This window comes from Arthrobacter terrae, assembly GCF_015708085.1.
In the GTDB taxonomy this organism is placed as follows: Bacteria; Actinomycetota; Actinomycetes; order Actinomycetales; family Micrococcaceae; genus Arthrobacter_M; species Arthrobacter_M terrae.
The window spans coordinates 18,374-42,966 of sequence record NZ_JADNYM010000009.1 but is presented as its reverse complement, the minus strand read 5'-3'; the positions used below and the strand labels follow the sequence as shown (position 1 = coordinate 42,966).

At 58.9% G+C, this 24,593-nt stretch carries 20 protein-coding genes and 1 pseudogene; 11 read left to right on the top strand and 10 right to left on the bottom strand.

The window, feature by feature from the left end; all coding sequences use genetic code 11:
- Together IV500_RS08495 and IV500_RS08490 are read left to right on the top strand one after the other, a co-directional pair.
- A complete protein-coding gene (locus IV500_RS08495) occupies nt 1-750 on the top strand; it encodes an ABC transporter ATP-binding protein (protein ID WP_196396375.1) in 750 nt (249 codons plus the stop codon).
- Nucleotides 747-2,828 (top strand): acyltransferase family protein, encoded by a 2,082-nt coding sequence (locus tag IV500_RS08490; RefSeq protein WP_196396374.1) that lies wholly within the window; start codon nt 747-749, stop codon nt 2,826-2,828. Before IV500_RS08495 ends, IV500_RS08490 begins: the two co-directional genes overlap by 4 nt.
- Before the next feature lie 145 nt (nt 2,829-2,973).
- Here the strand turns inward: IV500_RS08490 and IV500_RS08485 are convergent.
- The 8 genes and pseudogenes from IV500_RS08485 to rfbB form a co-directional block, all read right to left on the bottom strand.
- Nucleotides 2,974-4,237 (bottom strand): annotated as a pseudogene (locus IV500_RS08485) (IS701 family transposase).
- A gap of 177 nt (nt 4,238-4,414) precedes the next feature.
- A complete protein-coding gene (locus IV500_RS08480; RefSeq protein WP_196396373.1) occupies nt 4,415-6,673 on the bottom strand; it encodes a hypothetical protein in 2,259 nt (752 codons plus the stop codon).
- 60 nt (nt 6,674-6,733) lie between these two features.
- A complete protein-coding gene (locus tag IV500_RS08475; protein ID WP_196396372.1) occupies nt 6,734-7,594 on the bottom strand; it encodes a glycosyltransferase family 2 protein in 861 nt (286 codons plus the stop codon).
- Between the two features lie 45 nt (nt 7,595-7,639).
- Complete coding sequence (locus IV500_RS08470) at nt 7,640-8,107, bottom strand: GtrA family protein (RefSeq protein WP_196396371.1); 468 nt, start codon at nt 8,105-8,107, stop codon at nt 7,640-7,642.
- Between the two features lie 34 nt (nt 8,108-8,141).
- Entirely contained in the window at nt 8,142-9,098 is a 957-nt protein-coding gene (locus tag IV500_RS08465; protein ID WP_196396370.1) for an NAD-dependent epimerase/dehydratase family protein, read from the bottom strand.
- Nucleotides 9,091-10,146, bottom strand: a complete 1,056-nt coding sequence (locus tag IV500_RS08460) for a glycosyltransferase (protein WP_196396369.1) — start codon at nt 10,144-10,146, stop codon at nt 9,091-9,093. Before IV500_RS08460 ends, IV500_RS08465 begins: the two co-directional genes overlap by 8 nt.
- A gap of 174 nt (nt 10,147-10,320) precedes the next feature.
- Nucleotides 10,321-11,772, bottom strand: coding sequence for a sugar nucleotide-binding protein (locus IV500_RS08455; RefSeq protein ID WP_196396368.1), 1,452 nt, complete (start codon nt 11,770-11,772; stop codon nt 10,321-10,323).
- A gap of 3 nt (nt 11,773-11,775) precedes the next feature.
- Nucleotides 11,776-12,774, bottom strand: a complete 999-nt coding sequence (gene rfbB / locus IV500_RS08450) for a dTDP-glucose 4,6-dehydratase (RefSeq protein WP_196396367.1) — start codon at nt 12,772-12,774, stop codon at nt 11,776-11,778.
- Nucleotides 12,775-12,831: 57 nt separating this feature from the next.
- Between rfbB and rfbA the strand changes: the two genes are divergently transcribed.
- A complete protein-coding gene (gene rfbA, locus IV500_RS08445) occupies nt 12,832-13,704 on the top strand; it encodes a glucose-1-phosphate thymidylyltransferase RfbA (protein WP_196396366.1) in 873 nt (290 codons plus the stop codon).
- Between the two features lie 335 nt (nt 13,705-14,039).
- On the opposite strand, the gene IV500_RS08440 is transcribed toward rfbA, so the two are convergent.
- Nucleotides 14,040-16,202, bottom strand: a complete 2,163-nt coding sequence (locus tag IV500_RS08440; RefSeq protein WP_196396365.1) for a GH25 family lysozyme — start codon at nt 16,200-16,202, stop codon at nt 14,040-14,042.
- 1,043 nt (nt 16,203-17,245) lie between these two features.
- Here IV500_RS08440 and IV500_RS08435 point away from each other — a divergent pair.
- From IV500_RS08435 to prfB, 8 genes are all read left to right on the top strand, one after another.
- Nucleotides 17,246-18,469, top strand: coding sequence for a TadA family conjugal transfer-associated ATPase (locus tag IV500_RS08435; protein WP_196396364.1), 1,224 nt, complete (start codon nt 17,246-17,248; stop codon nt 18,467-18,469).
- A complete protein-coding gene (locus IV500_RS08430; RefSeq protein WP_196396363.1) occupies nt 18,469-19,323 on the top strand; it encodes a type II secretion system F family protein in 855 nt (284 codons plus the stop codon). The genes IV500_RS08435 and IV500_RS08430 overlap by 1 nt, the downstream gene beginning before the upstream one ends.
- Nucleotides 19,320-20,261 carry a type II secretion system F family protein gene (locus IV500_RS08425; protein ID WP_196396362.1) on the top strand — a complete coding sequence of 314 codons (942 nt, stop codon included), beginning with the start codon at nt 19,320-19,322 and terminating at the stop codon, nt 20,259-20,261. Before IV500_RS08430 ends, IV500_RS08425 begins: the two co-directional genes overlap by 4 nt.
- Before the next feature lie 143 nt (nt 20,262-20,404).
- Nucleotides 20,405-20,590: a hypothetical protein gene (locus IV500_RS08420; protein WP_230854724.1), complete on the top strand. Its 186-nt coding sequence runs from the start codon at nt 20,405-20,407 to the stop codon at nt 20,588-20,590.
- Between the two features lie 6 nt (nt 20,591-20,596).
- The gene (locus IV500_RS08415; protein ID WP_196396361.1) at nt 20,597-21,010 is read left to right on the top strand and encodes a TadE family protein; all 414 of its coding nucleotides are present in this window, start codon (nt 20,597-20,599) and stop codon (nt 21,008-21,010) included.
- Nucleotides 20,991-21,533: a hypothetical protein gene (locus IV500_RS08410; protein WP_230854709.1), complete on the top strand. Its 543-nt coding sequence runs from the start codon at nt 20,991-20,993 to the stop codon at nt 21,531-21,533. Before IV500_RS08415 ends, IV500_RS08410 begins: the two co-directional genes overlap by 20 nt.
- Nucleotides 21,534-21,649: 116 nt before the next feature.
- The gene (locus tag IV500_RS08405) at nt 21,650-22,117 is read left to right on the top strand and encodes a pilus assembly protein TadG-related protein (RefSeq protein WP_312875868.1); all 468 of its coding nucleotides are present in this window, start codon (nt 21,650-21,652) and stop codon (nt 22,115-22,117) included.
- Between the two features lie 91 nt (nt 22,118-22,208).
- Entirely contained in the window at nt 22,209-23,327 is a 1,119-nt protein-coding gene (gene prfB / locus IV500_RS08400) for a peptide chain release factor 2 (protein ID WP_196396360.1), read from the top strand.
- A gap of 53 nt (nt 23,328-23,380) precedes the next feature.
- Here prfB and IV500_RS08395 read toward each other — a convergent pair whose 3' ends face one another.
- The gene (locus tag IV500_RS08395; protein ID WP_196396359.1) at nt 23,381-24,517 is read right to left on the bottom strand and encodes a carboxylate-amine ligase; all 1,137 of its coding nucleotides are present in this window, start codon (nt 24,515-24,517) and stop codon (nt 23,381-23,383) included.
- Nucleotides 24,518-24,593: the final 76 nt, after the last annotated feature.

Below are 24,593 nucleotides of genomic sequence, written 5' to 3'. Positions count from 1 at the left end.
ATGGCAACCACGACCTTTAACACGACGACGGCCATTGCGGTCGAGAACATCAGTAAACAATTTGTGCTGCGTCACACTCGTTCTATTAAGGAAGCAGTTGTGTGGCTTGCCAAGGGCCGCAAGGGTGACTTGGTAGAGAAATTTTTCGCGCTCGATAACGTATCCATTGACATCAAGCAGGGTGAGACCGTCGCACTGCTGGGTCTCAATGGTTCTGGTAAATCAACACTACTGAAGCATATTTCCGGTGTTATGCTGCCGGATTCAGGATCGGTTCATACGCGTGGACGGGTTGCGGGTCTGATTGAAGTCGGGGCAGGCTTCCATCAGGACCTCTCTGGCCGCGACAACGTTTACCTCAACGGAGCGATTCTGGGAATGACGGAGGAGGAGATCAACGATCGATTCAACTCGATCCTCGAGTTCTCCGAAATCGGACAGTTCATTGATACAGAGGTCAAGTTCTACTCCTCCGGGATGTACCTACGGCTGGCATTCTCTGTAGCCGTTCACACAGATCCCGAAGTGTTTCTGGTCGATGAGATTCTTGCCGTCGGTGACGAACCGTTCCAGAAGAAGTGCCTCAAAAAAATCAAAGAGCTCGCAGAGGCGGGGAAGACCCTAGTGGTCGTGAGTCACGATCTGGACGTAGTTTCCAAAATCTGTTCGCGCGGTATCTTACTTGACCACGGTCATGTGGTCTTTGACGGACCCATTCACGAGGCAGTGGGTGTCCTGCGAGGCAAATGACTGACCAAACTTCCAGACGCCCCTCTAAGCAGCGGTTAGATATCCAAGGTCTTCGGACCATTGCTGTTGGCATGGTGATTGTCTACCACCTGTTTCCCGTGCTCCTTCCAGGGGGATTCGTGGGCGTTGACGTTTTTTTCGTGATTTCTGGTTTCCTGATCGTCGGTTCCTTGGTGCGGGAAGCCGTGAAGACCGGGCAGATCCGTCTACTGGCGTTCTATGCGCGGAGAATTCGACGACTATTACCCGCAGCCACCGCTGTTCTGCTGACCACTATGGCGGCCACGGTGGTCCTGCTGCCGCAGGGTCGATGGCCCAGCGTGGCCAAAGATGTCATGCTGTCTGCGCTGCAGGTGCAGAACTGGAACTTGGCTTTAGGATCGACGAGCTACGCGAACGCCACCGCCATAGTTTCCCCCGTGCAGCATTACTGGTCTCTGGCTGTGGAGGAACAGTTTTACATTGTGATCCCGCTGCTGTTGATGGCCGCTGCTGTCTTCGCGCATCTGTTCAAACGGGGAAAGGAAATGACGTGTCTGGGCGTACTTGCGGTCATCACCGTCGCATCATTTATTCATTCGGTGGTTTTTTCAGCCTCCAATCATGACATAGCGTACTTTGCCAGTACGACGCGTATGTGGGAACTGGGATTGGGTGGTGTTCTGGCCATCCTTATGCCTAAGTTCTCCCTACGCCGTACCTCAGGTGTTGTCGCCGGTTGGACAGGGTTCGCGCTGGTGGGAATTTCCGCGGTGGTCTACACGACCACGATGCAATTCCCTGGTTCGATCGCGCTGGTGCCCGTTGCTGGAACTATGCTTATCATCGCGGCCGGGTCTAATTCGTTATGGGTGCCCGCACGATATTCTCTAACCTCATTACTGGGCCTTTCCCCCATTACATACATCGGTGACATCTCTTATTCACTGTATTTGTGGCACTGGCCGATAATCGTGTTCTACGTCTTCCGGCTGGGCCATCCGCTGCGAATGCATGATGTAATCGTGATCCTAGCCCTGAGTATTGTCTTGGCAGTCTTGTCATACAAGTACATTGAACAGCCACTGCGCCACGGGCAGCCAATCAGAACGCCCGCCGGCCGCCGTTTTAATCGGGCGCTGGTTCCGCACAGGACGGCTTACGTGTTGGGCGCTGCGCTGTTGGCGCTATCCTGCACGGCGGCTTTGGGGCCTTGGCTGATCGTCCAAGACAAGATCGAGCAGAATAATAGGGTCATAAATGCTGTCGATTATCCCGGTGCTCTGGCCTTCGACGCAGCTAGTCCACACCAAGTGAAGCCAGGCTTACCCGTTCGCCCTGATCCGGCGGTAGCAACTCAGGACGGTCCTATGACCGACAAGGCGGGCTGCAATCAGTATGATCCTGCCACGGTGCCCGATACTTCCTGCTGGTTCGGCGACCTATCCGGTCACTCATCGATGGTGGTCATTGGCGACTCGCACGCAGCCCAGTACGTCGATCCGTTGGTTGACCTGGTGGAACCGCTCGGCTGGAAGGTTCGAGCCATGGTCCGTAATGGCTGTCCGTTCTCTACAGCTCCGGCATCCTCAGGCGGTGTGGCGTTGACAAACTGCTCGGAGCAAAACAAGGCTTCGCTGGAGAAGATCCTCGCGCTCCATCCGGATATGGTGGTTATCTCCGGAATGACTCCTCAAGCCTACGAAGCTGCACTGCACTGGCATTGGCAAGACCCAAGAGAACTCGTTAGCGGTTACGAGGCCCTCGTCAAACCTCTGATCGCTGCCCACATTGAAGTCAGCGTGATATTGGATAACCCTTATCCCGTCGTATCGGTACCGGACTGCGTGGCGCTTAACGGCCCAGTATCGGCAAAATGCCAAACGCCCGCCTCGACGACCAATGATCCAGTTGATCCGCTGCGACAAGTAGGTGCGGACATCCCAGGAGTTCGCGTGGTGAATATGAGGCACTACTTGTGCCAACAAAACATCTGTCCAGCTGTGATTGGCAATGTCATGGTCTACCGTGATAATCACATGACTAACACCTTCGCCAAGTCCTTGGCTGGCCCGCTTGGGGCCGCCCTAGGTCTGTAACAGTCTCGTCCAACTGGTTTCTGTCAGCACTCTCCACGCATCCTGGTAGTAATCGGCTATGTTGGTGCTTGTGGGTGGCAGTGGGGGCAGTATCGGGTTCGTGCGGCGACGAGGTGTTGGAGCTCGCGGAGGATGCCGGAGAGGCTCAGGCTGCCCCAGGCGCTTTTGGGCGTGTCAGGCGCAGTGTGGTGATGAACAGGTGGGCGGCGGTGACGAGGGTGGCGTGGTGGTGCCAGCCGAGCCAGGTGCGGCCTTCGAAGTGGTCCAGTCCGAGTCCGGTTTTCAGTTCGCGGTAGTCGTGCTCGATGCGCCACCGGATTTTCGCGATCCGGACGAGTTCTTTCAGTGGTGTTGTTTCCGGGAGGGTGGAGAGCCAGTAATCGGTGGGTGCAGGGGCGCCTTTGGGCCATTCGGCGAGCAGCCATTCGGCGGGCAGGGAGCCGTCCTGGGCGCGGGGAATTTCACGGTTTGCGGCCCGGACCGCAGTGCGATGAAACGCCGACCTCATCGAAGCGGTTTTGTTGCTCGTGGTGGACTTGGTGCCGTGGGGCCAGGTGACCTGATGCGATCCCTTACGGCCGGCTGCCATGACGGGGTCCTTCAGGGATGTGGGGGCGTCGAGGTAGCGGCGCTGGCTTGAGTGGGGTCCTTTGCCCGCGTACTGGGCCACGCCGATCGCTGCGTCCTGCAGATGTGCTGTGGGGCGAGTGCTTGACGGCGACCATGTAGGGGATCGCCCGCTCGGTCAGCCCGGACCGGAACGCGGTGATCTCCCCGTAGCCGGGGTCCCCGACCATGATGGGAGGCCGGTAGCCCCAAACCTCGAGTTCATCGATCATCTCCAGCGCCATCGCCCACTTCGTCCGGTGGCGCTGGAGCTGGGGGATCTGCGCCTTGGCCCGACGGGCGGCAATCATTTCCGCTTGGGCATTCGTGTCCGCGGACGTGTCATCCCATGCCTCGGGCACATAGAGCCGCCAGTCCAGCGGGCAGGAGGCCTTATCCGTCGCGGCGTGGATACTCACGGCGATCTGGCAGTTGCCGATCTTGCCCAACGTGCCCGAATACTGCCGCGCGACACCGGGAGAGGAGTCCCCTTCCTTCTTGAATCCGGTATCGTCAACCACCCACGCATCGGGGCCGATCACCTCCACAGCTTTACGCACCAGCAACCGGCGCACCGGCTCGACCTTCCACGGCGAGGCAGAAACGAACTGCTGCAGCCGCTGGTAATCAATCCCGAGCCGGGCACCCATCGGCTGCATCGACTTCCGCCGCCCGTCCAGCATCAGGCCGTGCAGATACAGGCTCCCCTTGTTCCGCTGATCCGCCCGAGGGAGTGAGGCGAACACCTCCTGAACGAACCCTTCAAGTTCCGCTTTAGTCTCAGCAAGCTCATCCGGTTTCATGCCTCAAAAATTAACAGGATCACTCAGAAATTAAAAGCCGTCACGCCGACGTAACCAAGTACTACTAGGGGCATCAGAGGTTCATCGCGGCGGAAACTACATGAACAACTGACGAGGCGTCGCTATTTAAGCAGAAACTGTGGCTGGGTAACAGTGTGGATGCGGCAGGTAACCTTGTTATTGTTTCACCAAGGTCCTATTGGCGCTCGACCGGATCTCGCTTCGGCTTCTGCGACGTGTGATAACGGACTCTGCAATGCACCAAGCAAGCCCCCCCGCCATGGCCAGATAAATTGTGACCACCAAGAACCTCCACGCCGGAGGCTCGAACGTTAGGGATACGTCTGTACCTTCCGCGCCGGCGGGAATGGCGAGCGTGACCAAATAGCCGCGGGTAGGCTCCGCCATCGAGGCACCCGAGACATCGTAACCTGGCCATGCTAACCGGCTGAGTACTACGGTACCGCCGCTGTTGGAGGACACATGGAGCACTAGATGTTGACTGGAGTTGCTAACCGTGCTCACATCCAGCGCTGAGGATGTCCAAACGGGTCCTCCGGTATTCATCAGCGGCTTGTCCCGTACCCACACGAGCGAGAGATCGCTGCGATGGATCTCAGTCCAGCCGTCGGGCACTTTGCGATTTGAGAGCTCGGTGGCCGGGGTGGGTTTTGCTGGCTTAAGAACCTGGACCGTGTCTATCGAAAGGAGATCGACTAAAGGCTTGCCCGTGGTTGGGTCCTTGGTGAATAGCGTGTCCACGGCGTGGTCGCATGTCCACCCGTGGGAGTCCATGCAAAGATCGTACGTGTACTTGGCGAAAAGGATCGGGCTGTACAAGTTCTGAACCTGGACATCGCTGAGGTACCACTGGTTGGACAATAACGATTCTTCCCAGATCGCTGGTCTCAACGGAATCGGATTGCCCGATACGAATGCGATGCCCTGAGTTCCTTCGAGCGGTTTCTTGTACTGATCCACGGTGTCCGCCATGTGGAAGTCCGGCAACGGGGCGCCGGTGAAGTAGTGGTGCTGCAGTACTGACGTAGCCAGGCTGACACCGATGACGCAGACCGCCGCGCCAGTCAGGCCCGCTCGCCGGATGACCGGCCACGATGGTCTCTTCAGGACCAGCAGGACCAGACCCAGACCGGCCGCCGATAGGACCGCGAAAAGAAGGTGGGCTTTGGAGATTGTTGGATTCTGGGCGACGGCCAAATAAAGACCGATCAGCCAAAGGGTAAAGACGCCTGCTATGCGCTTGGGCCCAATGGTCTTCACCGACGCACGGGACAGAACCACTGCAACGAAGAGCACCACGACCAGCGCCACGTAGGGGACGAGGCGAACCGGGAAACGCAACGGTCCCAGATCACTCGGTGCGAGCGTCAGGGCCAAGGAGACGACGCCAAAAGTGATCAGACTAACCAGCTGCGGCATGATGCGCTTCAAAGCGACCAAGGAGACCAAGGCCAACAGCGGTAAAAACCACGCGATATAGAGTAGCGGAACCGGCGAGAAGGTTCCCCACCAACCAGCGACTTGGGGGAGGGAACTTCCGATGGCAGAACTCGCCAGCCCGGTCAGGTCGATGCCAAGGAAGCCCGTGTTTTGGACCCCACTGGAGCGTACGGTAACGGAGGCGGTCAGCACACCGGGAAGGTAGACGGTCAGGGCGATCATGGCGGCTATGACGCCAAAGGCAAATGTGCGGAGCAGCAATTTCCACTGCCTGGCCACTGTGCACTGGATCAGCACGGACACAATTAATAATGCGAGCATCAGGGTACCGTGAACATACCCAATAGTGATTAGCAGATAGCTGGCTATCAAAGCAGGTGCCGGATTTCGACGCGAGAATACGCTGCGATGAAGGCCCCACCATGCCCACGGCAACAGGCTGAAGACCATAAGTCCTGTGACCCAGGATGCAGCGTCCATATACACGGTGAAGCCGGCAAGTGGAACCGCCACCCCGGCGACTGCGGCCCACTGCGGGTTAGAACCGAGCCGGCGAGCCACCAAATACGTGCCGGAGGCCAGAATTGCCAAGAGCACGATCTTGAAGATGGTGGTGAACACCACGGCGTTACTGGCAACACTGGCGAGCAGTCCGACTAACATCACCGCAGGGTTCCAGAGACCCCACTGGCCCTCGGCAGCGTAATTGCCGGCGGCCCATCCGGTGTCACTGAACAGGGGCCACTGGCCGCCGCGCAGCTTCGTGCCGATTTCATACCAGATGCCGTAGGCGCCTGCAGCTGTGTCGTCATAGAAGTAGAAGCGCGGATTGAAGATCAACGGAACGAGCGCTCCGGTCACAGTCGCGAGGACAGTGGCCACCATCCACACCGCCCCATTGGGATGAGTCGTCGCGCCGGGGGCAGGAATAGCCGGAGCATCCGTGGCGGAGTTCGGCGTGGATGCTGAAATCATTGCAGGAATGGTCCGTTCATGCGGCAATATAAATGAAAACTGAATGGGCACGCGCGCTGGCTAGACAGTGCTTTCGACCGCCTTTTCGCGTCCCATCCGACCACGCAGGCGGAGATAAACCAGACGCCGGGCATAGGACATGGCGATGGCTTTAAGGTTTCCCAGTCCCAGGTCAAGGCTGCTGATGACTCCCGGTATTTGTTTCGAAACCTGGCGGTGGAAGGCAATGGCCTGATCCGACTGCTTCCGGGCTAGCCGGACGCTCCATTGGCTCGCACTTATACGGAAGAATGCCAAGCTCTTGCGAAGGGCAACGACATCTCCGTGTTGGCAGATACGGGCATAGGTCGCCTCGTCAATTAGATAAGGGTAAGAATTATCCCAGCCGCCTTCGAGTTCCAGCAGTTCGCGTTTAAACATGACGCATGCCGGTTCGCCAAAAATGTTTGTCCCATTTCGAACTGTCTGGCGGATGGCTTCTTCGCCAGTGACGAGTCCTGAAATGCCCTGAAGCCCTCGGCTCCTAATGAAAATTTCGCCATTAGCATCCATCAGATCCCGCAGGCACGCAACCAGAACGGCCGATGGGTGAGATTCCAACGCGGCCACCTGCTCCGCCAACGCCGTAGGAGCGATGACATCGTCGCCGCATACCAGTTTAAGGTACGTACCGGTGGCTTCGGAGCTGACTCGATTCCAATTGGCCTGAGCTCCGCCGCCCACGACTGTTGGGCTCAAAATCCGAATTTTCGGATGATCGGCGTATTTATTAATGATCTCAGCCGTACCATCGATGGAAGAGTGATCGGCGATGATGACCTCGAAATCGTCATAGGTCTGGTTAAGCACTGAGTCCAGTGTCTCAGCAATGTAGTGGGCGTTATTGTAGGCGGGAATGACGACGGAGACTTTAGGGTTCATGCTGGATTCCTAATGCGAAGAAGAAGGGGCTCTCGGAAGAAACGATCATGCTTTGTCCGCCGACCGGCGAAACGAAAAATACTTGTGGCCAAAATAGCTGACAACCACCGAAATTACGGTAATGCCAAGCTGCGTCGGTATTCGAGGCCAGCCCAGCACGTCGGCCAGGATCCCCAGCAGGAGCACGTTAAGACCCAAGGACGTGAGGTTGACTAACGCAAAGCGGCCCAAATCGAGCCAGAAATGTCCGCTGACCCGGAACACCAGTTTCCTGTAGACCATGAAGACTGACACCAGCGAAATAGTCCACGAGACAGTCAGGAGAATGAACGACGGTGTGCTTGGAAAGGCAAGGGCAAGCACAATGAACAGCCCGGTGCTAAAGGCGGTATTCGCTCCGCCCACCAAGAGGAAAGCAACTCTCTCGTCCTTGACGAACTTCCGAAGAGGACCGGGAGGGCCGGCTGTTATGCCGCGAATGGGCTCATTCGGCTGGGATGTTTGAGTACTCACGGATTCCTCGCTGTGCCGAGAGGTGGGATACGGGTCATAGTCGGCCATCCCTATTTCTACGACCTGCCATGTCCCGGACCGTAGCATCGATGCCGACAGCAAGCGGGGTAAAGGTCCTGCGGTCGAGCTCCGGCCAAACAACGGACTTCATTCGTAGATCGTGAGCCTGGACTTTGGCATGAGGGGACGCACCAAGGACTATTCGAGGTCGCTGTTTAAAGACCATCCGGCAGGCTCCGACGAGTGCTCCGATGGTATCTGCACGCTGAGTGGCTAGAATTTTGATGATTGCCGAGCCGGAGGCTACATCAGGGCCGGCAAGGCGGTCTATACTATCTGCCACAAGCCGGGCGGCGTCGTCGATGTAGAGATAGTCGCGCAACGTGTCCAAAGACACATAGACCGATGCGGGCTGGCCCGTCAGATGGGCCTTAACCAAGACGGAAATCAGCCCCTGTGGTTTAGCCAGGTTCTGTCCTGGACCATACAGGTTTGCGATGCGGCCGATCAGGACGGAGGTTTCGGAGGCGGCAGCAAAGTCTGCGGTCAGCCGCTCAGCCGCAAGCTTGGCGACACCATAGGGCGCCAACGGATGAACCGGGCTGGCCTCAGTGAAGGGAGGACAGGGCGATCCGGCATACACTCCGCCTGCGGAGGACGCTAGGAACATGCGGCCCAAGGCATGTCCCGGGCCGTGTAGCGCTTTAGCAATGGAAGCAAGAGCGGAGCCGAAGACTTCAAGTTCAGTGTCAAGATCCTGCTGTGAGGAGCCAGTGACGCCGGCACCTGCGCACCAGGCGATGATCCACGGCTGTCCAGCAGCACGGGCGGCGAGTTGAAGGGCATCGTCATGGAGGACGGCCTTGGCCTCCTGTGGACGCGCCCATGGGACACGCGAAGTCAGGATGTCATGGCCCCGCCGCCGAAATTCATCCACGACGCCGGTCCCCAATAAGCCTCCCGCCCCGACTACCCAAACGGGATCAGGCATCTGAGGAGGTCTGATCGACGGACGGCTGGCGTTCTCTAACCGCCGCAGCTTTGCCCAGTGGTCCGACGGCGGGATCACCTACGATCAAGTAGGCGGGCTTGCCCATCGCCATATTTACACTTACGCCGACGTATTCGGCAATGACCCCCAACGAGAACAGGACGGCGCCTGTGCCGATCAGCAATACAATCATGGTGGAGGTCCACCCCTGCTGTCCGGCAATGTGCCCGGTTAAGGCAGCGATGAGCAGATATACCGCCATTCCAAGGCCCAGGAGAGCAAAGATGGCCCCAATAAAGCTGACCATTCGCAGCCCTCGGGTCCCGCTGGAAATCACCATACGCCAGAAGTGCGAGAGGAGGGTACGCAGGCGGTAGCCCGACTGGCGATCCCCTTCGTCGCGCAGGGCGACAGGACACGTGCTGACATTGGAAGCAATCCAGCCCAATGCAACATCCAGGTAAACAGCGTTGCCGGCGTAGGCGGCCACGGAACGTGCAACTTCCCCCGCCACGAGGCGAAAGCTTTGATAGCTGGGGGCTGCGGGATTCGAGAGGAGAGTTGAGACGACTTTTTTAGCTCCCTTAGACGTCAGATTTCGCAGTGCACCGTGCGGTGCCCTATTGCTGGGCTCGGCATAAACCACGGTTGACTGATTGCGCATGGCGGTATCGAGCATGTCGGCTATGGCCGAGGGATCGTGTTGGCCGTCTTCGTCCATGGTGACAACCCAATCACCGCCTGCGGAGGCCATGCCCGCAAGCGTTGCCGGGTGTTGTCCAAAATTCCGGCTCAGCCAGACACCGCGGACATTGTCGTATTCTTCGATGAGCGCCCGGATGACGCGGGCGGAGTCGTCCGGGCCATGATCGAAGACCAGCAGAACTTCAGAAACAGCGTAGTTGTTGCCATCGGGGGAGATAGACGGCTCGAAGTACGGCGCTAGTTCGGCGATGACGGCCGGTAAGGTTCTCTCACCCTTGTATACAGGAACTACTACTGAAATACGATGGGGGGTGGCAGAGTTGCCCGTCCATAATTGCGTCATGATCCCATAGTCTACCGGCTATCCACAGGTCGCCCTGAGGTGAAGATCCTCTTGTCGCGACGGGGACTGGAATTCGTTTGCGGCTAATCAGCCTTCATGGCATGCCAATGATGTCGATGCTGTTGCCGGCATGATCATGGATCCCCGAACCCTACCGGGAAGCCCCGGCGGCGCTTACGTCGTCGTTGGTCTCCCACTCATACCCGAAGACGAGACTAGGGACGCAACATACATGTCTAGCCGCTTCTTAGCCGCTGCCGGGAAAAAACCAGCCGCCTTGATTTTTGCAAGATCAAGACTGCTGTTTAAGGGTCGGGCGGCAGAAGTCTTTCCTGCAAAGTATTCCGCTGTGCTGACGCCGCTAACGCAGTCCCGTCCTGCGCCCACAAGCTCGAAGACGTCCGCGGCTATATCCGCCCAGGACTGAGGATCGCCGTCATTGGTGATGTTGTAGGTACCGTATGGGGCTGTCACGGACACCAGATGTTGAATGCATGCGGCTAGGTCTTGTGTAAAGGTCAGCCGGCCAATCTGGTCGTTGACTACCGACGGTGAAATGCCTCTCTCTGCAAGGGATGCCATGGTTGTGACGAAGTTATTTCCAGAACCGATCACCCAGCTGGTTCGTAAAATGTAATGCCGGGGGATAAGAGACACGACGGCGTCTCCGGCGGCCTTAGTTTGTCCGTAGACGTTAAGCGGGGAAAGCTGTTCATATTCTGTGTGCTCAGACAGAGTGCCGTCGAAGACATAATCGCTGGAAATGTGGATCATTGTCAACGAGTTTTCGATGGCCACCCGCGCCAGCTTGGTGACGGCGTCAACGTTGACTTTCCACGCTGCGGTCCGGCCATCGGGCGATTCGGCAGCATCGACAGCGGTGAACGCCGCGGCGTTAATGATGGTGTCATAGCCCTTCCAGTTTCGGGAGGCGTAGAAATTGTCATCGGTGAGGTCACAGTCGACTCGCCCTACAAACTCGACTTTCGCGTCGTCGGCATAGAGCTCCCGCAGCGCGCTACCTAATTGGCCATCCGCGCCCACCACCAAGGTTTGCTTTGCCGCCATGGGGCAGACATCGGCCATACGCGGGTGGGCCTTATCCTTATCCGAGAGTTCCGCCTCCTCTAACGGAATGGGCCATTCAATCGCAACCGACTCGTCGGCTAAATTCAGAAATGTATAGTGTGATTGGGCTTCAGCACTCCAGTGGTCATTCACCAGATAGACGTAGGACGTATTGTCCTCCAACGTCTGAAACGAATTTCCTACCCCGCGTGGAATAAAGACTGCCTTTGAGGAGTCAAGTTCAGCAGTAAAAACGGCGCCAAAAGAAGGCCCTACGCGGAGGTCAACCCATGCTCCAAATATTCGTCCCGATGAGACCGAGACAAATTTGTCCCACGGTTCCGCATGGATTCCACGGGTCGTTCCTGCCTTTTCATTAAATGAAATGTTATTCTGTACTGGTGTAAAGTCCGGCAGTCCCAGTGCAGCCATCTTTTCACGATGCCAGTTTTCTTTGAACCAGCCGCGGTTATCGCCATGGACGGGCAAGTCGCAGACGATCAGTCCCGGAATTGCTGTTTGCGTTGCCGACAAGGACTTTGAAAACGCAATGCTCACGATCTACTGTCCCTGTTCCTTATATTTTTCTTCGGTTTCGGCTTTTTGCGGGCGCCACCAGGACTCATTGTCGCAGTACCACATAATCGTGTCCTCAATGCCGGCGTCAAAATTCGAGAATTGGGCGGTCCAGCCTAGCTCAGTCTGAAGCTTGGTCGAATCTATGGCGTACCGCAGGTCGTGGCCTGCTCGGTCGATGACGTGGTCATAAGCATCGGACGGGAGTCCCATGTGGGTGAGGATCAGCTCCACAACCTCTTTGTTGTTTTTCTCGCCATCTGCACCGATCAGGTAGGTCTCGCCGATGCTGCCCTTTTCCAGTATCGCCAGAACAGCGGACGAGTGGTCGTTAGCATGGATCCAGTCCCTTACATTCTGGCCGTTGCCGTAGAGCTTAGGCCGGATGCCGTCGATCACATTGGTGATCTGCCGGGGTATGAACTTTTCCACATGCTGATAGGGACCGTAGTTATTCGAGCAGTTACTGATGGTGGCCTGCAGTCCGAAGGAGCGGACCCATGCACGCACGAGTAGATCCGATCCAGCCTTCGTCGAAGAGTACGGACTGGACGGGTTGTACGGAGTGTTCTCCGTGAAGCGCTCAGGGTCGTCCAGCTCCAGATCACCGTAGACCTCATCGGTGGAGATGTGGTGATATCGCTTGGCATAGCGCCGGGCGGCTTCGATCAGTGTGTAGGTACCGATGATGTTCGTGTCCAGGAAGGGCCTGGGATCGTGTAATGAGTTGTCGTTGTGTGACTCGGCTGCGTAGTGGACTGTTGCGTCCGTGGCCCGAACCAATTCAGCGACCAAAACGGCATCCGTAATATCTCCCTGGACGAAGGTGAGCCTTTCGCCGTCCAGATGTTTGAGGGACTCGCGGTTTCCGGCATATGTTAGCTTATCCAACACTGTGACGTGGAAGTTTGTGTGCTCCAGAATGTAATGCACAAAATTGGAACCGATGAAGCCGGCGCCGCCGGTTACGAGGAGTCGTTGCATAGTTTCCAAGGTTACGGGATTTGCTGCACCTCTGGACATTCCGCCATGATTGTACGCATGCGCGGAATAATCCTTGCCGGTGGAACCGGATCCAGGCTTCATCCCATCACCTTGGGTGTGAGCAAGCAGCTTGTTCCCGTCTATGACAAGCCTATGATTTATTATCCGCTGTCAACGCTGATTCTTGCGGGTATCCAAGACATCCTGGTAGTCACAACACCGCACGACGCCGAGCAGTTCCAGCGCTTGCTCGGAGACGGGTCCAAATTCGGTGTCAACATCACTTACGTCCAGCAGCCTTCCCCGGACGGTCTCGCGCAGGCTTTCGTGCTCGGTGCCGAGCACATTGGCGACGGTCCGGTCGCTCTTGTGCTAGGAGATAACATCTTCTATGGCCAGGGGATGGGCACGCAGCTTCGGCGCTTTAATAACATCGACGGCGGTGCCGTCTTTGGATACTGGGTCGCCGATCCCAAGGCGTACGGAGTGGTCGAGTTTGACGGCTCCGGCCACGCCATCTCTCTCGAGGAAAAGCCGGCGAAGCCGAAAAGTCACTACGCTGTTCCAGGACTTTACTTTTACGACAATGATGTTGTGCAGATCGCCCGGGATCTAAAGCCGTCACCTCGTGGCGAGCTGGAAATAACGGATGTCAACCGGGCGTATCTTGAGCGCGGAAAGCTACAGGTGGAGATCCTGCCGCGGGGCACCGCATGGTTGGACACCGGAACCTTCGATTCACTGAATGAAGCGTCGGAGTTCATTAAGACGGTCCAAAAACGTCAGGGTTTGTCGATCGGCTGCCCGGAGGAAATTTCATGGCGGATGGGCTTCCTTAATGATGATGAGCTTCGTCAGCGGGCTGAGCCGCTGGTAAAGAGTGGCTACGGCCAATATCTGTTGAATCTGCTCCGCGGGGACGATCTCTGAGAATTTACATCGGTGGTCACACCAAAGCTGCTGCGGAGGATTCCACTCTCTATCCAACGAATGCGATCCGGCAGTGCTCTCATTGATCAATCGACGCCAGTTCCAGTAGGCATATCTAAGGACCGCATTTCTGCTGGGTCACCACGGACGAAGTTTAGGTCAGCGGTTGTATGGGACATATGCCGGACGGCAGACCGGGAACCCGAACGCTAGTAATCTTGGGTTCCCGATCAGCCCACGCAGGTCCCTGGACAGCAGCACGACCTCGTCTCTAGCGACTCGTCTATGATGCTGGATAAGCCTCGGGTCCAGACAAAAGCCTCATCGGCTTACCTCTAGGCCGCCTTCCCGGATGGCAAGGAAGCCAGCGTCGCGACGTCGTAGACTGCGATGATGGGATCGGTCCTTCCACCGTTTAGGGAGACCAGCCGAGCCCAATTTCCTACGGGACGTTTAGTCTTCCCCTGAAGCGAGTAGACGGTACTTGAAGCATCATCCATAACGAACACTGGTCTAGAAACAGTGGTGAATCCCGATGCTGGAACGCCCAAGGCCTGGCAGGTTGAACGCGCCAGAGCTGTTGAAGGGAGGAGGCCAGTGGAGGATACCGACGTTGATAGCCTCACAAATTTACCGTTGCGCTGGAGATATTTGCCGCCGTTGCAGTTCAAAACGGGTGTAAGGACCTGATTGGATATTCTGTAGGGAGCCAATGATGCGGTGGACACATGGGTATAACCGTTGATTCCGAGCCGGGAAGCGATGGAGAAGTTGGGCAGCGGCACCATCGATCCCGTACCATCGCTGAGATAGACCATGGGGCTAGTGGGAGCGACGTACAGTTTGCCCGTTGGCAAAATAGGCGCCGCGGGGGCTAGGCTGTTCGTCACCATTGGCGGCAGGTCAACTATTGGTGGCAGCGTGGGACCGAAGAGGTTGGTCAGCGTCGCCCAATCTGAAATTTGGCGGAATTTTCCACCGTCGAGCGCGTAGATATTTGCACTGGTGTCGATGGAAATGAGGGCAGGCAGCGAGATTCTGCTCCCATTGGCGATGAGAGCCAAGAGCCCATCGGACATCGTTGTAACAGACACACCCCAATTAGGTGCGGAAGTCAGCTGAAACTTTTTCTCCGAACCCACGAGATAAGCCTTGGAGCCGGAAGCATTGGCCGCCCACCCCGTGTAAGGACCAGTCTTTTTGAGCTTGCCGAGGCTGACCGCGTCCATGTGATAAACGGCCAAGGACCGAGTCCAGACGTTCTCCTTATTGACTGAAACGGGAAGGGCGTGGAGCTGGCCCAACGTGTATAGATATGGAGTTCCCGTCTCGCGATCGATGGCGATAGAGTCCGCACGCATGATCGGCGTACCTCTCGGGACACTAGTAAACATGTCTTCAGGAAGGGAGATCTGTCTGGTCGGCAGACCTGCCTGGGTCAGTGCGCTGACATCGAAGTACTCACGCGTGGCACCGCCTTTGACGAACAAATTACGGCTGCCAGGCAGCAGCACAGCATTGGCCAGCTCCGGGCCCTTGGAAAAGCGGGCCAGCTGAGTATTGCTTAGCGGTACCCAATTTGTGCAATTCCCGCCCCCGAAATCATTCATCATGGAACAATTCGGTACTCGATTGAGGGCGCCTCCGTTCAGCAAGGAGATTGTGCCGTCAGGCGACCGGACAAACCGCCCCACGGCGGGCCCCGTGGTGAGACGGGCCAAGTATCCATCGTCAAGAGTCAGCAGAGCGCTGACGCCTTGGTAGCGCAGAAACGTAGCCCAATCCGGTATGGCATATTTGCTGGAACCGCTAAGCATGTAAATAGTGGGATCTGAGGTTCCTTTAACCAAGAGCGTTCCTGGCTCAGAACCGGCGGTCGCGGCAAACGCCTGAAGCTGGCTATAGGAGCCGTTAAAGACGTTCTGGTCGCCACCATCGCTCGTGTATTGCCAGAACGTGTACTGCGGCCAGCCGCCGGGAATGTAAACATTATTTGCAGCAGCACCGTAGGCCGCAATCCACAGGGGATTGGTGCCGCTGAACGAGGCGGTACCGCCAAGGCAATCCTGCCAAAAGTAGTATCCGGTGTAAATGACAGCATCGCGCCCGGTTAGCGCCTTGTAGGTGCTGGTGAAGTCCCGGGTCCAAGCGGTAAGCTGCCCGGGGGTCTTCCCATAGCAAGTTCCTGAAGTCCGCGGGGTGCCGGCCTCAAGATCGAGGACACCGGGCAGCGTGCGTCCATCGGCTGCCCAGCCTCCGCCGCTGTTAGCAAAGGTTCGAGCTTCGCTGGCTCCGCTCGATAGGTCCGGCCGGGCATAGTGGTAGGCACCGCGAAGAATGCCCACGGCGGCTGCTCCGTTATATTGCTGTCCGAAATAGTCGTTCATCGCAGAGGTACCTTCGGAGGCTTTGACGTAAGCGAAGCGCACACCGTTGTTCCGCTGCGCAGCCCAATTCACATTCCCCTGCCAGCCGCTGACGTCGATGCCCATAGGCATACCCGAAGTCCCAGAGGGCTGACCCGCGGTTTTGACAGATAGCGCGTGGGGGTCCATTAGCTTTGGACTTCCGGCGGACGCTGAACCCGAACTGGCGGGTGCGTCCTTTCCGGCCTTGCCCATAGCATGCCCCGGATCGGCGCCAGACGAAGGGACGTTCAGCGCTGACGGCTCAGCGGTCGCTGTCCTGTCCGCAGGGGAAGGCGTTGTTGTGGGAGCGAGCGACATTTTAGGCGTCGTCGTTGGTACGGCGATCGGGTCGGGCGTCGGCGTCGTCGTTGGTACCGCGATCGGGTCGGGCGTCGGTGCTGGCGACGTCGTCGCCTGAGTTTTGCTGTCCCGAACAGGCGGTGTTACGTCCGCTGACGCCGGACTGACGGCGGCTGATGTGACGAGCAACACGGAAACCGCGATGTACACGCAGAACCTTGTTGCTGGGCCGCGAAGATGCAGAAGCGAGCCAGGCTGGAGCATTGTTTTCCTTGTCAGGACAGTGACAAGCGCGGGCTGGGAGACGTCTTCCGGCGCTTGGATCGAGTTGGGTGGCGATACCGATGAGTGTTGAGTGCGGACCTGCCGAGAGGTAGCCGAGACAAGCCACCGCTTTTGTTGCTTATGTTACCAAGGTTGCAGGAGTGCTTTGTACGCCGTCGTAGGACGTAGCCAAGCCCTTCGTGTGTTGCCGATTAGGGGACACGAGTACCTTCAGTTTCAAACAAGTGCGGGAAGGCGATATCAAGGAGCTCTGCGCCAGGACCGGGGACGGTCTCCAATGATCACGTCAGATTAGCGCGGATGCGGCTGTGTCTATCCTGACGGCACTTCCTGAGTCCCACACCAGCGGGAAACGTGCCGGAAATCGAAGATAGCAATTCGTGCCGGGAGTGTGTCTTAACTGCCACCGGAGTTGTTTCTTCCAGGCTGCGAACCAACCCGATATCCACAGGCCCAGCAAGCCTATAGACCGCCAACAGGATCTGCCCTAGGCTCACACCCAGAACCCCGCGTTGGGGTCCGGTTTGTTGGAGGGAACGCCGGCGTACATGGATGCTGTCAGTGTGGTCGAGGACGAGGTCCGCGAGCTGATCCGCCGCCGCGGGTTGGATCCGCTGCGGCAGGTCGCCGAGGTCAGACGGCTGGTGGAGGCAGCGGTCAATGACTATGACGAACGCTCACTGCTGGGAGCCGTGCCTCCGCTGACGTCAGGCACGTCCGCCCGTCAGATCGTATTTGACGCAGTGGCAGGCTTCGGCGCCCTACAGCCTTTTCTGGACGATGACTCGATCGAAGAAGTCTGGATCAATGCACCCACAGAAATCTACGTGGCCCGGAACGGCGAGTCCGAGCTGACATCCCTGACGCTCACCGATCAGCAGATCCGGGACCTGGTGGAGCGCATGCTCAAGAGTTCCGGGCGCCGCCTGGATCTGAGCAGTCCATTTGTGGATGCTGCCCTCCCGGACGGCTCGAGACTGCATGTAGTGATTCCCGATGTTACGCGGCGGCATTGGGCGGTCAACATCCGCAAGTTCATCGTTAAGGCCAGCAGGCTGGAGCATTTGGTGGGACTCGGTACGCTCAGCCCGCAGTCGGCCCGGTTCCTGGGTGCAGCGGTGAGCAGCGGGTTGAATATCCTGGTTTCCGGTGCCACGCAGGCGGGTAAGACCACAATGCTTAACTGTCTGTGTGCCAGTATCGGATCGCGGGAGCGCGTGGTGACGGTGGAGGAGCTCTTCGAACTCCAGCTTCCGCTGCGGGACGTGGTGGGGCTGCAGTGCCGCCAGCCGAATTTGGAGGGCCAGGGCGAGATTCCGTTGCGCAGGCTGGTGAAAGAGGCTCTGCGGATGCGCCCTGATCGGCTGATCGTCGGGGAGGTCCGGGAGGCGGAAAGCCTGGATATGCTCATCGCTTTAAATAGTGGCCTACCCGGCATGTGCAGTATCCACGCAAATTCGGCGCATGACGCGGTGACGAAGCTCTGCACGCTCCCGCTGCTGGCCGGAACCAACATCAGCGCGTCCTTTGTAGTGCCTACTGTCGCGTCGTGCATTGACTTGGTGGTGCACTGTGTCAGGTTGCCCAACGGGCGCCGCCTTGTCTCGGAGATTCTTTTCCTTGGCCGGCGGGTCGAAAACGGTGTCATTGAATCCGGTACCGTCTTTGCGATGACCGGTGGGAGCCTCCGGCCGGTGGCAACCTCGATGCCGGCCCCGGAGAAATTTGCCGCTGCCGGGTACGACGTGGCCGCCCTCTTGGAGGCAAGCTGATGGCGGCCGCTGCAGGTCTGCTGGCCGGGCTGGGGCTGTTTCTGATCTGGTGGTCCTGCTGGCAGCTGCCGCAGGGTGCTCCGCGGCCGGACCGCGTGGATCATCTGCACGAACTTCTGCTCCGTGCAGGAGTGGAAAGGGTCAGCTCGGCTGGATTGCTGTTCAGCTGCGCCTGCCTTGGACTGTTGGCGGTGGTCCTCTTTTACCTGCCGACGCGCTCGTTGCCGATTGCCTTTTGTTTCGGGTTGTTTGGCGCCTACCTTCCGCTCGCCGCAGTGCGGTGGAGGGCGCGGCGGCGCACGGCGCTTCTGCGGCAACTCTGGCCGGATGTGGTGGATCACCTGCGCTCCGCCATCCGCGCGGGTCTGTCCCTGCCAGAGGCCCTGACCCAGCTCGGAGAGAAGGGACCCGAGCAATTGCGGCATTTCTTCATCGATTTTGGATCCGAGTACCGCGCTGGTGGCCAATTCGATCAATCGTTGACCGTTCTCAAGGACAGACTGGCCGATCCCGTCGCAGATCGGATTATCGAGGCATTGCGTCTTACCCGTGAGGTAGGCGGGTCCGACCTGGGCCGGCTGCTGGGCACCTTGGCGGGATTTCTTCGGGACAATGCCAGAACGCGCAGTGAGCTGGAGGCGCGGCAGTCCTGGACAGTGAACGCCGCACGGCTCGCCGTTGCGGCACCATGGCTGGTCCTGATGCTGCTGGCCACACGCCCGGAAGCCGTCGCCGCCTACAATTCTTCGGCCGGGTGGCTGGTTCTGTCCGGCGGCCTGCTGGTCTCGGTGGTTTGCTACCGAGTGATGCTCAGCATTGGCACGCTGCCGGCGGATGAGCGGGTACTTCGATGAGTACCATCGCTGCTCTGGCAATCGTTGCCGGTGGAATCCTCGGAGCGGGACTTTGGCTGGTACTCGTCCGGCTGCCGTTCATGCGCCGCCCCAGTTTCGCGGAGCGGATCGAGCCGCAGTTGCGCTTCGTCGCCCCGCAATCGCGGCTCCTGCGCGATATTGACGGACCTCAAGTGCTTTTTGGACCGCTGGAGAGGATATTGCGTGCGCTTATCGCCGATGCAATCCGGTGGCTGGGCAGATTCGATATCGGTGCTGCTGCGTTGGCAGTTCGGCTCAGGCAGGCCGGACGGAACCAGACCCCGCTGGATTTTCGCGCCCGCCAAGTGCTGTGGGCAGCAGCCGGCCTGGGCTTGGTAGTTGCCTCGGTAGTGCTGTCCGCGGCAACAGGGAGTTTCAATCTATCCCTAGCGCTCTTTGGTGCGATTGTGCTGCCTGGAGCCGGGTTCGTCGCCAAGGACTATTTCCTGACCGTTCGGATCAAACACCGTCAGCGGCGCATCCTGGCGGAATTTCCCAGTCTGGCGGAACTGATGGCGCTCGCCGTCGGTGCCGGGGAGAGCGCAACCGGTGCCTTGGAAAGAGTCTGTCGGTCCTCGCATGGCGAGCTTTCGGGCGAATTTAAGATCGTACTGGCTCAAACGCGAAGCGGGATCCCGTTAATTCAGGCCCTGACTGGATTGTCCGAGCGGACCCGGATAATACCGCTGGTGCGGTTTGTGGACGGAATTATTGTCGCCGTGGAGCGCGGCACACCATTGGCGGACGTCCTTCGCGCGCAGGCTCAGGACGTCCGCGATACAGCCAAACGGGAGCTGATGGAGTCAGCGGGGCGAAAGGAGATCGGCATGATGGTTCCGCTGGTTTTCGGGGTATTGCCCCTGACCATTATTTTTGCCGTGTTCCCCGGGTTGGCGCTGCTCCAATTCGGATTCTAGGACCTTTGTTTGAGATGAAATGACAATTGGCAAGGAGTAAACCGATGCAACAACTAAAACTGGCACCAGCGGCGCTGCTGGTCGCGCTTTGGGCCCTCAGGACAGTGTTGATCCGGCAAGGTCCGGCGTACTTCGCCGGCCGGTTGGCCGGATCAGCTGCCGTGGACGACGGCGGCAGCAGGGACCCGGGCGACCGAGGCGATGTTCCGGGCTGGGTAATGATCACGCTAATGTCCGCAGTGCTGGTCGCAGGTCTGCTCGCCATTGCAGGGCCTGCGCTGGAGGGGCTCTTCAATCAGGCGATCAGCCAGGTCAACAAAGGCGGATGAACCCCAATGAACGGGGGCGACGATGACGAAGCCCCATCTGGGGTGCAGTCCAAGGCGCAGGCGGGGTCCGCGGTGGTGGATTTCATACTGGTTGGGGCCTTGCTGACGGTTCTGTTTCTCATCATTATTCAACTGACGTTGGTACTCCACGTGCACAATACGGTGGTCGATGCGGCCGCGTCCGGAGCCCGCTACGGAACCTTGGGGGACAGGAACGCCGCCGATGCGAAGGACCGCACGGAGGAACTGATAACGGGTGCGCTGAACGCCGACTACGCCCGCGCGGTCACCGTTACCGAAGAAGTCTATATGGGCGTGCGAACGCTCAAGGTGACCGTTCAGACTCCACTGCCCGTGCTGGGACTTATCGGTCCCGGCTCCACAATGGAGGTCTCCGGGCATGCTGCACTACAACCATAAGGGCTGCCTCCGCCAGCTCGAACTCAGACACCTGCTGCTGGAAAACCGGCCCGCCGGTGGCTGCCGGCCTGAGGGCGGAGAGACCCGCTCGGCGCTGGTGGAGTCCGAAAGTGGCGACGCCGGCTCGGCGCTGGTGGAGTTTGTGTTCCTGGCCGTGCTGTTGATGATCCCGGTGGTATATCTGGTAATTACCGTCGGGCAGCTGCAGGCAGGGGCCTACGCCGTTACTGGCGCTGCTGATCAGGCCGCCAAGGTCTATGTTGCCGCGCCGGAGCCTGCTGCGGCGCGGACGGCAGCGGAAGAGGCCGTTGTGCTGGCCATGGCCGATTATGGCTTCGGCCAAAATGACGTTCGGCTGGACCTGCAGTGCGATCCAGCCGATTGTGCTGGCCCTGGCTCGCTGGTAACAGCCACGGTGAGTTTGGCAGTGCCGTTACCGCTGGTCCCGTCGCTGCCGGGCGTTCAGCTGACCGCTGCCACCGTGGAGGCTGCGGCAAGCCAACTCGTGGGTAGGTTCCGATGAGGGGTGAAAGGCAGCGAAACAGCCCAAGAGGCTCTGCTGCGGGAAGCAACCGGCCCGCGACGGAAAGGACCTCCAAGGATGGTGCCGGGAAACGCGGACCCGCAAAGCAAGGCGCCGTGAAGGAAAATGCTGCCAAGGGCGATGCGGAAAAGGATCTGGAGGGCGGTGAGCTAATGGTAATGATTATCGGCTACGTTCTCCTGGCACTGCTGCTGGTCACCGTCGTCGCCGCTGTATCGAGTGTCTACATTGGACATAAGAAGTTACTCTCGGCGGCAGACGGCGCTGCCGTTGCCGCAGCGGACAGTTTCACTCTCGGCGGTGTCGTCGGAAAGACCGGACCGCCGGTGACCACATTGTCCGAGGGCGGGGTACAGGCAGCAGCGGTGTCGTACCTGTATCGGAACTCTGGCCACCTGAACCTGACAGCACCCGCCGTCGGTGCAGGAACCGGAACGGACGATGGTCGGAGCGCCAAGGTGACGCTGACCGACGTCGTGCATCCGCTCTTCATCAATTTTCTGGTCCCGGACGGGATCGCCATCACGGCAACGAGCACGGCCAGGTCCCATTTGGCCCGCTGACAAACATGACACTATTAGGCGCCCCCGGACAGCCCTGTAAGCGGTCCGCCTATAGAACCCCGCACCGGCTGATGCCGTACGCTGGATTATCATGGCTGAAATCGATTTTGCTGCAGAGATCCGGGCGCTCCGGGCAACCTACCTTTCCATCGAGCAGGTGTCGGAGGTCGACGCGCTCAAGGAGAGCATTGAAGATCTCAGTGATCAGGCCGGAACGCCGAATCTGTGGGACGATCCGGCTGCGGCACAGAAGATCACCTCCAGGCTCTCGCACGCACAGTCCAAACTGGAGAAGCTGGTGTCCTTACAGGCCCGGATCGACGATCTGGAGGTCCTGGTCCAGCTGGCGCAGGAAGAGGATGACGCCGACACGCTTGCCGAGGCGGCCAAGGATCTGCCCGTGCTGCGCAAGGCACTGCAGGAGCTGGAAGTTGTCACGCTCCTGGCAGGTGAGTACGACGAACGCGAGGCCGTAGTGACCATCAGGTCGGGCGCGGGCGGCGTGGATGCCGCGGACTTTGCCCAGATGCTGCTGCGGATGTATCTGCGGTGGGCCGAGCGGCACGGTTACCCGACAACGGTGATGGATACCTCTTATGCGGAGGAAGCGGGGCTGAAATCCGCTACGTTCGAAGTGAAGGCACCGTATGCGTTCGGCACACTCAGCGTGGAGGCCGGAACCCACCGGCTGGTCCGCATCAGCCCGTTTGACAACCAGGGTCGACGGCAGACGTCATTTGCTGCCGTTGAAGTTATTCCGCTGATCGAGCAGACGGACAGCATTGACATTCCGGACAACGAGATCCGCGTCGATGTGTTCCGCTCGTCTGGACCGGGTGGGCAGTCGGTGAATACAACGGATTCCGCGGTTCGACTGACGCACATTCCCACGGGGACTGTGGTGTCTATGCAGAATGAGAAATCCCAGCTGCAGAACCGGGCTGCGGCGCTGCGGGTGCTGCAGTCGCGTCTGCTGCTGATCAAAAAAGCCGAGGAGAACGCCGAAAAGAAGCTGCTGGCCGGGGATGTTAAGGCATCCTGGGGAGATCAAATGCGCTCTTACGTGCTCAATCCTTATCAGATGGTGAAGGATTTGCGGACCGAGTACGAGGTGGGGAATACCTCGGCAGTGCTCGACGGCGAAATTGACGACTTCATCGACGCCGGGATCCGCTGGCGGGCCGATAATCGGAACGCCGACGCTCAGTAAAGATGCCGAATAGAGCCGGCGCCCAATAAATCAGGGGTGCCGGTGCCCAGCATTCAGCGGGCGGTCAGCGATCCGCTGAAAAGGTCCAACAGCGCCGGAAGGCCACCTTGCTCACGCGCACGGCGCTGCCGAATGGACCCTGTTCCGCGCTCCGCGATTCGCGCTAGCCCGTCCACGGCGAAACCGTAATCGCCGGCTTCGTCCAGTGCGGGCGTCACCAGAGCCAAAAGGGCGGCCGTAACATTCGCTGCAGGCGCCAACCGGCCGGTTACAGGGTGAACCAAATCTCCGGTCAGCCCGTGCCTGGCAGCCTGCCACAGGGCCGCGTCAATGATTTCCGTCGTGAGCTGCAGGTGAGCGTGCGCTGAGCCGGCGTGCGCTGAACCGGCCGGCAGAGAGTCGAGCCGCGATGGGTCATCTAATGCGGTGGTCACCAGGGCACGGATCAGGACAGCCAGCAACACCGAATCGCGTGCCTCGAGTTGGGCATCGCAGGCGCGCACTTCCAACGTAGGGTAGTTCTCGGACAGCCGTGCCACCCACGTGATCACGCCCCGGTCAATGATCACCCCTGTGTCCAATAGGTGCTGGACCCGCGCCTCGTAATCTGCGGCGTCAATAAAGACCGGCGGAACCCCTTGGATTGGCCAGCGGCGGTAGCTGATCGTCCGCCAGCTTTCGAAACCGCTGTCCCGGTCCTGCCAAAATGGCGAGTTGGCGCTTAACGCCACCAGCACCGGCAGCCACGGCCGGATCCGGTTTAGTGCGTTGACGCCCGCTTCCCTGTCCGGGATTTGGACATGGACGTGCAGTCCGTTGACGTACTGGTCCGCAACGATGGCACGGGCGCTGCGCCGCAGCCGGTGGTAACGACGATCGTCTGTAACCTTTGGCGGTGCCTCTTCCATCTTCGGGGCGGCTCCGGTACTCGCGGCGCGGGCCAGTGACTTGTAGGCCGCTTTGGCCAATTCGACGCGAAAGGCCAGCAGAGAGTGGAGCGCCTCCTGAGCCGTGTGGCAGGGGGGAGTGGATGTCTCCAGCTGGCACGCCAGCAGCTCATGCTGGATGTCGCCGTCATCAACCTCCACCGACGACTGCAGCACACGACTGACCTCCGTGCTAATGAACTTTGGCAGCCCGGTTACCGGGTCCACCAACAGGTATTCTTCCTCTATCCCGAACGTGACCATGATGCTCCTGAAGTAGCCAACCCCACGAGCCTAATGGAGGACTGCCTGCCGCGTCAGGCCCGCGTTGTGGCTGCTC

Bases quoted from the DNA above. Each gene is read 5' to 3' on its own strand.
- IV500_RS08495 (WP_196396375.1), top strand. From the start codon at position 1: ATGGCAACCACGACCTTTAACACGACGACGGCCATTGCGGTCGAGAAC.
- IV500_RS08490 (WP_196396374.1), top strand. From the start codon at position 747: ATGACTGACCAAACTTCCAGACGCCCCTCTAAGCAGCGGTTAGATATC.
- IV500_RS08480 (WP_196396373.1), bottom strand. From the start codon at position 6,673: ATGATTTCAGCATCCACGCCGAACTCCGCCACGGATGCTCCGGCTATT.
- IV500_RS08475 (WP_196396372.1), bottom strand. From the start codon at position 7,594: ATGAACCCTAAAGTCTCCGTCGTCATTCCCGCCTACAATAACGCCCAC.
- IV500_RS08465 (WP_196396370.1), bottom strand. From the start codon at position 9,098: ATGCCTGATCCCGTTTGGGTAGTCGGGGCGGGAGGCTTATTGGGGACC.
- IV500_RS08460 (WP_196396369.1), bottom strand. From the start codon at position 10,146: ATGACGCAATTATGGACGGGCAACTCTGCCACCCCCCATCGTATTTCA.
- rfbB (WP_196396367.1), bottom strand. From the start codon at position 12,774: ATGCAACGACTCCTCGTAACCGGCGGCGCCGGCTTCATCGGTTCCAAT.
- rfbA (WP_196396366.1), top strand. From the start codon at position 12,832: ATGCGCGGAATAATCCTTGCCGGTGGAACCGGATCCAGGCTTCATCCC.
- IV500_RS08440 (WP_196396365.1), bottom strand. From the start codon at position 16,202: ATGCCTATGGGCATCGACGTCAGCGGCTGGCAGGGGAATGTGAATTGG.
- IV500_RS08435 (WP_196396364.1), top strand. From the start codon at position 17,246: ATGGATGCTGTCAGTGTGGTCGAGGACGAGGTCCGCGAGCTGATCCGC.
- IV500_RS08430 (WP_196396363.1), top strand. From the start codon at position 18,469: ATGGCGGCCGCTGCAGGTCTGCTGGCCGGGCTGGGGCTGTTTCTGATC.
- IV500_RS08425 (WP_196396362.1), top strand. From the start codon at position 19,320: ATGAGTACCATCGCTGCTCTGGCAATCGTTGCCGGTGGAATCCTCGGA.
- IV500_RS08415 (WP_196396361.1), top strand. From the start codon at position 20,597: ATGAACGGGGGCGACGATGACGAAGCCCCATCTGGGGTGCAGTCCAAG.
- IV500_RS08410 (WP_230854709.1), top strand. From the start codon at position 20,991: ATGCTGCACTACAACCATAAGGGCTGCCTCCGCCAGCTCGAACTCAGA.
- prfB (WP_196396360.1), top strand. From the start codon at position 22,209: ATGGCTGAAATCGATTTTGCTGCAGAGATCCGGGCGCTCCGGGCAACC.
- IV500_RS08395 (WP_196396359.1), bottom strand. From the start codon at position 24,517: ATGGTCACGTTCGGGATAGAGGAAGAATACCTGTTGGTGGACCCGGTA.